This is a genomic window from Parabacteroides sp. B2-S-102, from assembly GCF_023656665.1.
In the GTDB taxonomy this organism is placed as follows: domain Bacteria; phylum Bacteroidota; class Bacteroidia; order Bacteroidales; family Tannerellaceae; genus Parabacteroides; species Parabacteroides distasonis.
In genome coordinates this window covers 112,395-125,820 of record NZ_JAMOKM010000005.1, presented here as the reverse complement: position 1 = coordinate 125,820, position 13,426 = coordinate 112,395, and the positions used below count along the sequence as shown (strand labels likewise).

10 protein-coding genes are annotated in these 13,426 nt (G+C 40.0%); 5 read left to right on the top strand and 5 right to left on the bottom strand.

Annotation, left to right across the window (positions count from 1 at the left end; translation table 11 throughout):
* Positions 1-2,331 (top strand): type IX secretion system anionic LPS delivery protein PorZ, encoded by a 2,331-nt coding sequence (gene porZ, locus NBH07_RS08855; RefSeq protein ID WP_005860382.1) that lies wholly within the window; start codon positions 1-3, stop codon positions 2,329-2,331.
* Positions 2,332-2,335: 4 nt separating this feature from the next.
* Positions 2,336-3,388, top strand: a complete 1,053-nt coding sequence (locus NBH07_RS08850) for an acyltransferase family protein (RefSeq protein ID WP_009016537.1) — start codon at positions 2,336-2,338, stop codon at positions 3,386-3,388.
* Here the strand turns inward: NBH07_RS08850 and NBH07_RS08845 are convergent.
* From NBH07_RS08845 to nadA, 4 genes are all read right to left on the bottom strand, one after another.
* Positions 3,372-4,331 (bottom strand): hypothetical protein, encoded by a 960-nt coding sequence (locus NBH07_RS08845; protein WP_224201859.1) that lies wholly within the window; start codon positions 4,329-4,331, stop codon positions 3,372-3,374. The two genes, NBH07_RS08850 and NBH07_RS08845, sit on opposite strands and share 17 nt — an antisense overlap.
* A 35-nt stretch (positions 4,332-4,366) precedes the next feature.
* Complete coding sequence (locus NBH07_RS08840; RefSeq protein WP_250833499.1) at positions 4,367-5,809, bottom strand: MBOAT family O-acyltransferase; 1,443 nt, start codon at positions 5,807-5,809, stop codon at positions 4,367-4,369.
* Positions 5,810-5,830: 21 nt separating this feature from the next.
* Positions 5,831-8,251, bottom strand: coding sequence for a TonB-dependent receptor (locus NBH07_RS08835; protein WP_009275473.1), 2,421 nt, complete (start codon positions 8,249-8,251; stop codon positions 5,831-5,833).
* A 581-nt stretch (positions 8,252-8,832) separates the two neighbouring features.
* Positions 8,833-9,819 carry a quinolinate synthase NadA gene (gene nadA / locus NBH07_RS08830; protein ID WP_008773192.1) on the bottom strand — a complete coding sequence of 329 codons (987 nt, stop codon included), beginning with the start codon at positions 9,817-9,819 and terminating at the stop codon, positions 8,833-8,835.
* 695 nt (positions 9,820-10,514) lie between these two features.
* On the opposite strand from nadA, the gene NBH07_RS08825 reads away from it, so the two are divergent.
* On the top strand, positions 10,515-11,045 hold the full coding sequence (locus NBH07_RS08825) for an RNA methyltransferase (RefSeq protein WP_005860365.1): 531 nt from the start codon (positions 10,515-10,517) through the stop codon (positions 11,043-11,045).
* Here NBH07_RS08825 and NBH07_RS08820 read toward each other — a convergent pair.
* Positions 11,037-11,642, bottom strand: coding sequence for a DUF4294 domain-containing protein (locus NBH07_RS08820; protein ID WP_008773191.1), 606 nt, complete (start codon positions 11,640-11,642; stop codon positions 11,037-11,039). The two genes, NBH07_RS08825 and NBH07_RS08820, sit on opposite strands and share 9 nt — an antisense overlap.
* Positions 11,643-11,761: 119 nt before the next feature.
* Here NBH07_RS08820 and dinD point away from each other — a divergent pair, with 119 nt between their 5' ends.
* Together dinD and NBH07_RS08810 are read left to right on the top strand one after the other, a co-directional pair.
* Positions 11,762-12,589 (top strand): DNA damage-inducible protein D, encoded by an 828-nt coding sequence (gene dinD / locus NBH07_RS08815; protein WP_005860360.1) that lies wholly within the window; start codon positions 11,762-11,764, stop codon positions 12,587-12,589.
* A 21-nt stretch (positions 12,590-12,610) separates the two neighbouring features.
* Positions 12,611-13,420 (top strand): PorV/PorQ family protein, encoded by an 810-nt coding sequence (locus tag NBH07_RS08810; RefSeq protein ID WP_009016541.1) that lies wholly within the window; start codon positions 12,611-12,613, stop codon positions 13,418-13,420.
* Positions 13,421-13,426 lie beyond the last annotated feature (6 nt).

The following is a 13,426-nucleotide window of genomic DNA, read 5'->3' as shown; positions in this document are numbered from 1 at the left end:
ATGAGACATATACTTACTATCATTCTATTTTCATTTTTTTCATTCACTGTATTAGCCGCTAATTTTAATACAACCGGATGGAAAACGTATCTTTCTTACAATAACACAAACAGCGTAGAGGAATCGAACGACCAAGTATTTGTGGTAGCGGAAGGATCTCTTTATACGTATGGAAAAGATGATAATAGTATTAAGCAATATTATAAAGGAAACGGATTAAATGATAATACGATTTCTTTGATCCGCTATAATAAACAAACAAAATCACTCCTTATTATCTATGATAATTCAAATATAGATATACTTGAGGGAGGAGTGGCGACAAATCTACCTTATCTGTCGACCAGTACGTCCATAAGAGACAAACAAATCAATTCAGTATTGGTACATGATGAATATGCCTATTTATCGACAGCATTTGGTATCGTCGTGGTCAATATGGCCAAAAAGGAAATAAAGGATACCTACAAGCTTTCCTTAAATATAACATCGTGTGCCATACAGAATGGCAATATATATGCCTCTACAACCAATAAAGCAGAAGTATCTTCGGGGATTATATACGCCTCATTAAAAGAGAACCTACTGGATAAGGCAAACTGGAAGCCCTATGGATTATCAAACCTTTCCGATAGTCATACGATCTCAGCTATCGCTTCATTCAAGAATACCTTGTTCTACTTGGTCAGTCAGCAAGGTATCTTCTATGAAAACAATGGAGAGCTTTCCCGAATAATAAATAGCTCAACCCTAAAATACATGAAAGTAATAGGCGAAAAATTAGCATGTATAGATAACTCAAGGGTTTTCATCGTATCCGATACACAAAAGTTTGACCAAATAAACTTAAGTATCAATGACATCAGTACCTATCAAACAGACAAATATTGGATAGCGGAAGGAAGCAAAGGGCTACGTTCCATCCAACGGAAAGGCTCAAATAGTTTTGAGGCTCTTAATGAACCTATCATTTTAGACGGACCTTACAGCAATAGCGCATTCGATATTGTTTGTAAAAATGATAAAGTATATATGATCATAGGAGGTAAAGACCTCCTAAATGGTAAGCGCTTCGACAAAGGAGGTTATATTCTTACATACGATTATGATAAATGGTCTTTTATCGATCCTAAAGAAGCCCAAAAGAAACTCAATTTACCAAGAAATCCACGAGACTATACAAGTATAGCCGTAACGACCGACGATTCTAATGATGAGATCGTATACGCCTCTTCCATGGGTGATGGCGTTATCCAATATAAGAATGGAACTCCCGTCCAGTCATACAATGAAAAGAATGCCTTTAAAGAAACCGCGGGAGGTTATGGGTCCGGTTATTGTTATATAGATGGACTGGCCTTTGATAAAAATGGAAATTTGTGGATGACAAGCTCAGAAGTTAACCATGCGGTACTTGTTCTTGACAAAGCAGGAGCATGGCATCGTTTGGATATCGAGCAACTTAGAGGAGTTTATACAATAAACGATATACTTATAACCTCCACGAACGACAAATGGATTTATGTGCCTCGTAACACACCTAAACTTGTAATGATACCGAATAGCGAGTCTTTAGATGAAGTTTCCTCGTATGAGTTTACTACACTTATTGATACCGACGGAAAAGAATTGACTCCTAGTAATTATACATGCGTAGCCGAGGATAAGGATGGATATATCTGGGTTGGTACGAATCGGGGGGCCGTATATTTCACTAAACCTAGGATCTCTTCCGCTGAGGATAAAGCCGCTACACGTTGTACAAGGGTAAAATATACCAATGAGGAAACTGGTAATCTCGCTTATTTCTTAGATAACGTTGTTGTCACGACCCTAAAAGTAGACGCAGGTAATCGAAAATGGATTGGAACCAAAGGAAATGGCGTCTATGTTCTAGATAATGATAATGAGACAATCGTTTATCAATTTAATACGACCAATAGCCCGCTCCTTTCCGATAACATATACGATATAGAGATAAACGATAAGACCGGTGAGGTTTTTATCGGTACCGATAAAGGACTAAATTCCTATCAAGGAGAAGCTTCGGAGGGTAAATCTGATTACTCGGAGATCTACGCATATCCTAATCCGGTACGTCCCGAACATATGGATAAAGTAACGATTGTAGGATTAATGGATAATTCGAATGTAAAAATCACGGATTTAAACGGAAATATTATTTATCAAACTAAATCCTTGGGGGGGCAAGCTATCTGGAATTGCCGGAACGCAAGCGGATCACGTGTAGCGACAGGCGTATATCTTGTACTAGCTTCCACAGAGGAAGCCTCAGAGAGCGTTGTAACAAAAATCATTGTAGTCAAATAGAACAATGAATCAGTCAGAGAAAGTTTTACTCAACTCCAGATTAATAAATCAAGTAAAAGAAGCGAATAATTTTGATTTTATTCGCTTCTTTCTTGCGTATTCTGTCATGTTCAACCATTTCAGCACACTGACAGATACTGATCCTTTTTGGTTTGTTAGCGGAGGATTTCGAGTGAAAGGTTTCTTTATTATTAGTGGATTTCTTGTTATGTTTAGCTTCTTACGTACGCCTAATACCCGGATTTTTTTCCGTAAACGTATTCAACGTATTATGCCCGCCTACAGCTTGACTATTTTATTATGTGCCTTAATCGGATTATTCCTTACTTCCTTATCCTGCAGGGAATACCTCACCTCTTCTAGCTTATACACCTATCTTATCTGTAATTTACTTACATTTAACTTTTTATCGCCGGATTTACCCGGCGTATTCGATACCAATCCTTTACAAGCGATGAATGGGTCTTTATGGACTATCAAGGTTGAATTCATGCTATATATCACCATACCCATTATCTATTGGTTACTGAAAAGATATAACAAATTAGTATGCCTACTTCTTATTTATATCTTATCTTTCATCTACTCGACAACGTGTAATTATTTAGATGATATGACACACAACCCTATTTATGAATTCATGAAAAGACAATTCCCCGGACAAATGATGTACTTTTGTTCTGGTATTATCATACTTGCCTATTTCCCTATTTTTCGAAAATATATGAGATATTTGTTCCCTGTCAGCCTATTTCTTTTATTGGGTAGAGAGTATCTGTTGCTGAGTATTTTCGAGCCTATCGCTCTAGCCTCTATCATTATCACGGTAGCTTATGGATTCAAGTGGTTACATGTATTCAATCGGATGGGAAATTTCTCGTATGGTATCTTCTTGATTCATTTCCCGATCATCCAGATATTCATTCATTACGGACTTGATCAATATAGCTTTATATTGACATTGGCTCTTACCACTATCCTTAGCACCGGATTGGGTATGTTATCCTGGAAATACATAGAGAAACCTTGTTTATATCATCCTAAAAAGAAAGCCTAGAAGAACGCAATGACCGGATGATCTGATCTGTTATCTTCTCCGCTCCTTTCCGGTTCGGATGGATAGCGTCATAAAAATCCGACGTATCCAATAGATCCATACAGTCGACGATAAGGATAGAATCAAACATTTGAGTAAACATTCGCAAAGCTCGTTGTTTCTCCGCTACTGTAAAAGCTGTTATATCCGGGTTATACGGCATGACAACCAGACAATAAATAATACCCCTATCCCTAAAATAAACGGAAGAACGCTCTATTAACCTTTTCCATTCAGGAGTGATTTGATATGCCTCGAATTTATTTTCTTCATTCTGTTCTTCTACTTTCCGTTTATAGACAGATTCATTTCTATCAGACATCGTAGAGTTTGGATAACGTAAATCAGAGGTTATAATTCCGGGGATAACATCATCATCCAACTTATTACGCAGATAAGTAGTCAAGCCGGAGAATAAACAATTTCGAGCCACATAATTATAGTATAAATTCGGTTCACTTAAAGTTTTTTCTAAAGCAGGAAGTAATTCACAGGTAAAACCATCCATTTTATATCCATACATATGTAGAGCTACCCGGTTGGGATCATCCAATTCGATCGGGCCACGTAATTGATCTAAATCCACACACTGTACAACTACTTGAACAGAAGATGGTAAATAGGAATAATACAAGGCACTCTCACTCAATCTCTGACCGGTAGAGGTAAGATTATATACACAGGGATTTCCTCGTAACTCTGCTTCTAACTTGTATCCGTTCACACCACTCATACCGCGGCTATTACCTAAAATGACAAGATCCGGACGCTCTTCCGGATTATTTAACGTACTCCATATAAGTCGTGTTCGTACGTAGTCGTTAGGCAATAATCGATAGAGATAGGGAGTGATCTGATTGAACAAAAACAACAAGATCCCCAGAAACAACAGGAATCTTATCATACTCTTTATTTGTTTATGCGTTGGTTTCATACTTGCTAGAATTGAAAATAAATAAAGCTAGAAGCGTTATTTCCGAAGAAATATATACAAAATAAGAGGATCGCATATAAAGTATATCGTATATATATACTTCGTATTTTCTTAATATCAAATCCAAACGGTCGTTCCCGGTTCATCCATTCGACCACCAGCATACAAGCAATAAAAATAAGCGATAATAAAGCAGAAACATTATTGGCCCCACTTACCTTAGGCACACGGAATAAAGAAGAGGAGAACAGATCATATATATAATCGAATGCCATTGATATATTCTCAGCCCTAAATAGAATCCATCCGATCACCACGAAGCCAAATGTAACCAACATAGACACAACGTTTGATGGTATCAACCTTATCTTTACATATTTCTTTAGTATCAACAATGCTATACATAGCAAACCATGATAAACACCCCAAGCCACAAATGTCCAGTTCGCTCCATGCCAAAGACCGCTCAAGAAAAATATGATCAAGATATTCCGAATATGTCTAAAGAAACCATTATGGCTACCTCCCAAGGGAATATATACATAATCTACGAACCAAGTATTCAACGAGATATGCCAACGTCTCCAAAACTCGGCTATATCTAAAGAAAAATAGGGATACCGGAAATTTTGCCTCAACTGTATCCCAAACAACTTGGCTGTACCTATAGCGATATCTGAATATCCGGAAAAATCTCCATAAATCTGGAATGAGAACAAAACGGCTCCCAATAGCAAAGTACTAGCCGGGTAATTTCCATAGTTCCCGAATATGTCATCTACGACCAAGGCACAATTATCGGCTATCAGGATTTTATTGAAAAACCCCCACATCATTTGTCGTATCCCATCTACAGCGTCGTTATACTCGAAGCTGCGAGGTCTCTCAAATTGTATCAACAGGTTAGTAGCCCGTTCGATAGGACCGGCCACCAACTGAGGGAAAAAACTAACAAATGCGAAAAAGGAAACGATATCTCTTGTTACCGGTAATTTACCTCTATACACGTCAATCGTATAACTTAAGGCTTGGAATGTATAAAAACTAATCCCGACCGGTAATAAGAGAGAAAGCGTAGAAATGTGCAATGAAATCCCTATATAAGAGAAAGCATCTATCAAACTATCCACAAAAAAGTCGTAATACTTGAAGAAAGAGAGTATCAGTAAGTTAAATATGACATTCGCAGCCACGATACCTTTATCGAACCAGCGAGGTATCTTCCCTGCCCTCGTACGTACTTCCTCTATTCCTATCCCACTCAGCCAACTACAGAAAGAGGTAAGGGCTATCAATACCAAGAACCGGTAATCCCACCACCCGTAAAAAAGATAACTAACTACGACTACAAATAAATTCTGTAGTCGCAGTCGCTTTCCGAAGACAAGCCAATACAGTAAAAATACGATTGGCAAATAAATCAAATATTCAATCGAATTAAATAGCATAATAACCGCGAAGATATAATACTAATGCTTTATACCCTCGAACATCTCCGAGCGATCTTCTTTCGCTTGGGTGGATTTAGCCTTGAAACTATTAAATGTCCAACTCAACGTCAACGTGATTTGTGGATATTTGGGTTTGATACGTGTCAGGGAGCGTAAATCTGCCGTTTGGATATCGCTGATATATTTGGCGGAACGGAAAATATCCCGGAAAGCTAAGGTGGCGGTTAGTTTTCGGTTACATAGTTGCTGACGGACGGCTACGTTCGCGTACCAATAAGCGTCCGTACGGCCCTGCGTCGTTACGGAAGGGCCTACAAAACTACCATCCAATTGGATACGTGTGTATTTCCCCAGATTAAACAGGTTATTCCATAGGATATCGTAATTGGTGCTAGAGGTCGTATTTCCACCGGCGGCCTGTTCGTTCTTCACCTTATAGTGATAAACGTTTCCATTGACCGTGGTATTCCACCAGCGCACCGGATGCAGGCTGACGCTTAGCTCGATACCCGTCGAGTAATCATGTCCTACATTCGCCATCGAATCCAAGGTTACACCAGCTGAATAGGGAACACGCAACCGCTCGATCTTATCCTTCCGATACCGATGAAAGGCGGTGGCGGATACCGTGTTTTCCCCGAAACTCTTCCGGTAGTTCAATTCAAAGGAGTTGATGTACTCCGGACGTATATCCGGATTACCGATCTCGGCCGTATAAAAGTCGCGATACGTGATATAAGGCTCCATATAGAAAAGCTGCGGACGTGTGGTACGACGGGAATAGGAAGCCAACAAACGATGTTCATTCGGGAACGTATAGCCCAAATGCACCGATGGGAAAAACTCAAAACGATTCTTCGTACGATCCGCTCCCTCCACGGAACTTCGCAAGACCGTATGCGTATGCTCTCCCCGAACGCCGGCTTGCGCCTCTAAATTCTTCCACGTATGGGAAAGAATCGTATAGATAGAATTCACCCCTTCTTGAAAATAAAACGTGTTGTAGATATCGTCACGCCAAAAGAACGTTTGTCCCTTGGGGTCCCACCATTCCATATTGTAATCGCCGTCTTCCAGATAAGAATAATATTGGTAACCCGCCTCTAGCTTACCTCCTTTTCCGAAAGGCAAGGCGTAATCCAGATTGATACGCATCGTTTCCCGGTGCTCGGCCTCATAAGCACGGTGCCCCTGTTGGCGTTGCCCTTCCAAGGACATCAAGTCGTTAAAGAAATATTCCAAGGCATGGCCGCCATATTTGTAATAAGCACTACCGGAAAGCTCGTGTCCCTTATCGTTGAACTTATGCTGTACCGCCAGACTTCCCAAACCTATATTCTCATCATTATCATAATCATCTATGCTTCGATAATCTTCCGTCACCGGAGAGCCGCCCGCTACCGAACGGGTTTCCTTATAGTTCATTTCTCCCTTACGCTTATTTCCGCCATAGCCGCCCTCCAGATCCAACGCGATGGTTGTCTTGGGAAGATTCAGGCTCCAACCGCCTTTCATCGTATAATGATAGCTGTTTCCCGTACGAGGCCCGACGGAATGCGAGGTAGTGGTCTGATCGCCCACCACCGTCATCTTCTCTTGGTCGAAATCACTCTTGCGCAACCGGTCTGTCCACTGTCCGCCGATGTACCAACGGGAACGCTGATGTTGCTGTGCCAACAAGAAATCGACATGGCGGGAAAGCCACGTACTTCCCGAGAGATTCACCATCCCGCTCAATCCCCGCTGGGAATGCTTCTTCGTGATAATATTAATGATACCCACGTCGCCTTCCGTATCATGCTTGGCGGAGGGTGTCGTGATAATCTCTATATTCTCTATATGCCCGGCCGGGACTTGCTCCAAAGCCTGTGTACCCGAGAAGACACTCGGTTTACCATCTATGTAAACCAAAAAGCCGCTGCTTCCACGAAAAGTAACATCGCCTTCCGCATCTACCCGTATGGAAGGCGTATTCTCTAATATATCCACGGCGGAACCGCCTCCTCCCATCATATTGGAAGAGGCCTCGACCACTTTCTTATCCAGCTTATAAACCAATTGGCGTTTCTCGGCGACTACCTCCACTTCGGCGATACCTACCTCTAAGGGACTCATCATCAACTTACCTAAATCCACCGGAGACGAGGCATCCAAGATGATATCATTCTTTGTAAACACATCATATCCCATCAGACGGACCATGACCACATAATTACCCGGAGCCACCTTAGTAAACGAGAAACGTCCTTGATCGTCCGGAAAAGTCTGTTGCAAAGGTTTTTCACTTCCCATCGTAAACAGAAAGATATCCGCATAATTAATCACTTGATTCGTAGAGGCATCTATTAACTGCCCCTTAATACGGGCATCCGGAGAAGAAGCCCACGAGAGCGCACAAATCACCCATAATAAGGCCAACATTAGTCCTATCTTTTTCATGATATTGAGAATTACAATTAGATTTCTACGCAAAAGTAACTAAATTCAGAATGTTACGGTAATTAATAGCGATCATTCTTGATATATTCTTTCCCGGGATCGTCCGAGTTCGAGTAGCGAAGCAAATGGTTTCTTCCTAGGGAAACAAAAGTTTCTATATGGGAAAACAGAAGTTTTTTCAGTACAAAACTTTAGTTTTCTTCTATGAAAACAAATGTTTTCTATGTGTAAAACTTTTGTTTTATACCATAAAAAACCACAAATACTTATATATTAATATTTTATCTATATAAAGAAAGGAAGAAAAACGGACTGATTATATACGTAGAGTGTAGAAAATTCCTTTGACGGCATGGCAAAGACACTTACTAAAAGCGGGAAATGATGGTAGATAAAGACTTACTATTGTAGATGTTTTCCTATCTACAACAATAGGATAAATATTTTAAATTCAAATGATTATAAGGATAGTTGTAGATATTGTAGATAATTTTGATTATTTACATATAATAGACCGGGCTTAGCTTTTATATCACTCAAGTCCGGCCTATCGGTTGAGACCTATCCCGTATTTGTCCGGATCAGAGCCCCAGCTTCTCAGAGATCTCCAACATCTTCTTGATCGGTTTGATGGCCTTCTTCTGTACCTCCTCGTCCACGAATATCTCCGGCATCTCGAACTTCAAGCAATTATATAGCTTCTCCATCGTGTTCAAGCGCATGAAATTACATTCGTTGCAAGCGCAAGTACTGTCGTTCGGAGGAGCCGGGATGAATTCCTTATCCGGACTCTGCTTGCGCATCTCGTGAATAACGCCACTTTCCGTCGCTACAATGAATTGTTTCGCGTCGGACTTAATGGTATGCTTCAGCAAAGCCGCGGTCGATCCTACGAAGTCTGAGACCTGTATAACCGGCTGCTTGCATTCCGGATGGGTGATCACTTCCGCATTCGGGTACTGTTTCTTCAAAGATAAGATCTTCTCCAATGAGAATTGCTCATGCACGTGGCAAGCGCCATCCCAAAGCAACATATTACGTCCCGTGATGCTATTGATATAATTACCTAAGTTACGATCCGGACCGAAAATCATCGGTGTACCTTCCGGGAAGCTCTCCACGATCTGGCGGGCGTTCGTGGAAGTAACCACCACATCCGTGACCGCTTTCACGGCGGCGGTCGTATTCACGTAAGAGATTACCGTATGACCGGGATGTTGCTTGACGAACTCGGCGAACTCCGGAGCCGGACAACTATCCGCCAAGGAACAACCGGCATTCAAGTCCGGTACCAGCACTTTCTTATCCGGACAGAGGATCTTCGCCGTCTCTCCCATAAAGTGAACCCCACAAAGCACGATGATATCCGCCTTCGTCTTAGCCGCCCATTGTGCCAAGGCCAGACTGTCTCCCACATAGTCCGCTATATCTTGTATATCGCCTGTTTGATAGTAATGCGCCAAAATAATCGCATTCTTCTCTTTACGTAACTTGTCGATCGCTTCCTTAAGGTCTAAATCCTTAGGAACGGGCGCATCCATGTACCCGATTGATTGGTTTGTCAACATAGCCTTATATATTAATGATTCCTGTTTCTACTGCTTCCAATAGGCTTTTCACTATATATAAACAATATTATCCACAGAAAGTATTACTGATAATCTTCATCTTATCTAGTTTATCAACCTATTGTTCACAAAGCACAAAGGTATAAACTTTCTGCATTTATAGAAATAACAAGAAAGATTCTTATCTTTGCCATCGATGGATGAGCTGTCGTGAACCATCAAGAGTTATCCACAATCATTATATTATATTCTTATTAATCTTTAATTTTAAAAATAAATATGATGAATATGATAGGCTGTTGAAATGGTTAATACATTTTTGTTACAATCTTTGGTTATTGACTTATTAAAGTCTGTGAACGGTTTATCAAAAGGATACCAACAGCATGGATGTCTATCTATAGATTGTAATTCTTATAGTTATAGACTTTATGAATATTTAGTTGTTTATTGTTGATAACCTTGATTGTGAAAAAATAGATCCTCCAGCAAGGCTGTCAATAGTGTATAAGGGCTGTTGATAGCGCGTAATAAATAAGTGGCTTATTCATTTGCTAATTTAAGAAAGGGGGGTGTATGGACAAGTATTTGAATAAAGCAAGAAATATTTTTCATTTTATGTCCACTACTTATTAATAGCTTTTCAACGGCATATCCACGGATATTCGCTACTTTCGCGGTCAAAGATATTTGTTATGCGAAAATTAAAAGTAACCGAATTGAACCGCCTGACTCCCGAGGCTTTTAAGGAAAGTAAGAAGATACCTTTAATCGTTGTCTTAGACCATATTAGAAGTCTTAACAACGTAGGTTCCGTGTTTCGTACCTCCGATGCTTTCCGGGTAGAGGCTATTTATCTTTGTGGTATTACGGCTTGCCCTCCGAACGCGGAGATCCATAAGACCGCCTTAGGAGCGGAAGAAACCGTAGATTGGGAATATTTCAAGGATACCCCGGAGGCTGTTGATAAACTGCGCCAAGAGGGATATACGGTATGTGCCGTAGAGCAAGCGGAAGGTAGTGTCATGTTAGATAACTTGCAGTTAGACAAGACAAAGAAATACGCTATCGTCATGGGTAACGAAGTAAAAGGCGTTCAACAAAATGTGGTTGATAACTGTGATATATGTATTGAAATACCTCAATACGGTACAAAGCATTCCTTGAACGTATCGGTTACTACCGGTATCGTGATCTGGGATTTCTTCAAGCAACTATCAGATTAAACCATTCTCAACCAATACGACGACCCGTTCGGTCATGGCATCTTTACCTTTCGGGTCGTATTCCGATTTCAGACTGGCTCCGAACATGCCTGCGAAGAAATTCCAAAAGCCCGCACGGAAACTTCCCAGATAGGCTTTCAGTAAATTGTAACTGGATTGATTACATTCCCTATCGATCAGTTTGATAAGTAGCTTGCCTTGCGAGAAGGATAATTTTTTTAGTTCCGGTTTATATTGGGCGAACAACTCTTTCTCCATCCGTTTCAAGTGGGCTTGGCGGGCCTTGTCATTCGGTAAGGTTTCCATGTATTCGTAGGTCTCTATCAACGTATCATACACCATTTTGGCATAGGGCAAAGTACGCTTTACGTCTCGTACCAACTTATTGTACTTGGCTTGTTCACGCTTATTCTTAAACTTAACTTGAGGATATATAAAAACTTCCCGAAGGTTGACGACAGCCATTGTATCACCTTCATACAGTTGAGCTTTCTGATAACCTTCCGGAACAATATTTGTCTTTACCGCCTGCGCCATCCCTTTAAAGCTACAGAGAACAAGTAGAGCCAAAACACAATATATCCCTTTTCGTATCATATACCGCGAAAATATAAATACTGCGTGACTCTCAGCATCATTTATCTGTTAATAACTTGCTAAATGAATATAAAACATTACATTTGCGCAATTGACAACAACTTAAGAATATATTAACTATGAAGAAAGAAGAAATTACCGCCCTATTCGGAAAATTCGAATCCATTTCATGTGAGGTAGAAGGCATAGAATGCTGGAGTGCCAGAGAGTTGCAACCCCTATTAGGATATGCCAAATGGGATAACTTTATCAATAATGTAGTGGTGAAAGCCAAAGAAGCGTGCCGGAATGCGGGAGAAGATGTACAAAACCATTTTCCCGACGTCGGGAAAATGGTTTCAATAGGTTATGGTGTTGAAAAACAAATAGATGACATCTTATTAACACGCTACGCATGCTATTTAATCGCACAAAATGGTGATAGTCGTAAACCACAAGTAGCTTTCGCTCAGACTTATTTTGCGGTACAAACCCGTAAGGCCGAGGTGATTGAACAACGCCTATTGGATTGTGAACGCTTAAAGGCCAGAGAAAAATTAAGTCAGACTGAAAAACAATTATCCGGAATCTTATACGAAAGAGGTATTGATAATAAAGGATTCGCGATTATTCGTTCTAAGGGAGATCAAGCTTTATTCAATTTAAGTACACAGATGTTGAAAAAGAGAATGAACGTCCCCACGAATAGACCTATCGCTGATTTTTTACCGACTATAAGTATAAAAGCTAAAGACCTAGCGACTGAAATGACAAACGTAAATGTGCAAGCGAAGGATCTATATGGACAATCTCCTATTGAAAAAGAACATATTGATAACAATACTGCTGTACGTGATATGTTATTGCAAAGGGGGATTAAGCCTGAACAACTTTCTCCTAATGAGGATATTAAAAAGGTACAGCGTAGGATAAATAAGGATAATAAGAAAAACTTGAAGAATAAGTAGAAACCATACAAAATCTTAACTATGAAATATCTATTGCTATCCCTGTTTGCGGGGGTATTTTCATTGTATGTACATGGTGTTGATAACTTACGTTTACCGGATGTTCGTAGCGTGGGAATGGGAGGGAATGTGGCGACGCAATCTATTTTATTCAATCCGGCCCTTATTGTCGATAAAGAGAAAAAATCTATTCACTTAGAATACTTTAATCGGTACATGTTGAAAGAACTGGGTACGATGTCCGGTAGTTTTTATTATCCGAATCAACTATTATCCGCAGGTGTTGATATCTCTGTTTTCGGGTTTGATAAGTACAGGGAGATGATGGTTCGTGTGCTGGGAGGAAAACGCTTGGGGGATCAATGGGCGTTAGGGCTTGGAGTTCACTATAGTTTCTTGCAAACTGATCTATTGGAAAATACAAGATCCAGACTGTCAACAGATATTGGAATCACTTTCTCTTCTATTGATAAGTTGTTAATAGGAATGTTAATAATGAATTTTCCTTCTGTTTCTATAGGAGATAAAGATATTGAAATAGAAGATTTTAATTATTATTTAATTCAAATAAGTTTTCAATGGGAGATTATAAACAGTCTGTTAATTACAGGAAGTGTAGGAACGGAAAATGAAAACCTAGTTGTTGGAAACTTTGGTCTTGAATACACCGCTTTCGATTCTTTTTTTATTCGTGCCGGAATACAGACCGCTCCTCTCCTGCCCTCTTTAGGAATTGGTTATAACTTTTCTTGCTTTACGATAGATGTAGCCTCTATTTACCATCCGATTTTAGGGATGAGTACCGGTCTTGGTTTATCATTCTCTTTTTAAATGATA

Bases quoted from the DNA above. Each gene is read 5' to 3' on its own strand.
- porZ (WP_005860382.1), top strand. From the start codon at position 1: ATGAGACATATACTTACTATCATTCTATTTTCATTTTTTTCATTCACT.
- NBH07_RS08850 (WP_009016537.1), top strand. From the start codon at position 2,336: ATGAATCAGTCAGAGAAAGTTTTACTCAACTCCAGATTAATAAATCAA.
- NBH07_RS08845 (WP_224201859.1), bottom strand. From the start codon at position 4,331: ATGATAAGATTCCTGTTGTTTCTGGGGATCTTGTTGTTTTTGTTCAAT.
- NBH07_RS08840 (WP_250833499.1), bottom strand. From the start codon at position 5,809: ATGCTATTTAATTCGATTGAATATTTGATTTATTTGCCAATCGTATTT.
- NBH07_RS08835 (WP_009275473.1), bottom strand. From the start codon at position 8,251: ATGAAAAAGATAGGACTAATGTTGGCCTTATTATGGGTGATTTGTGCG.
- nadA (WP_008773192.1), bottom strand. From the start codon at position 9,819: ATGTTGACAAACCAATCAATCGGGTACATGGATGCGCCCGTTCCTAAG.
- NBH07_RS08825 (WP_005860365.1), top strand. From the start codon at position 10,515: ATGCGAAAATTAAAAGTAACCGAATTGAACCGCCTGACTCCCGAGGCT.
- NBH07_RS08820 (WP_008773191.1), bottom strand. From the start codon at position 11,642: ATGATACGAAAAGGGATATATTGTGTTTTGGCTCTACTTGTTCTCTGT.
- dinD (WP_005860360.1), top strand. From the start codon at position 11,762: ATGAAGAAAGAAGAAATTACCGCCCTATTCGGAAAATTCGAATCCATT.
- NBH07_RS08810 (WP_009016541.1), top strand. From the start codon at position 12,611: ATGAAATATCTATTGCTATCCCTGTTTGCGGGGGTATTTTCATTGTAT.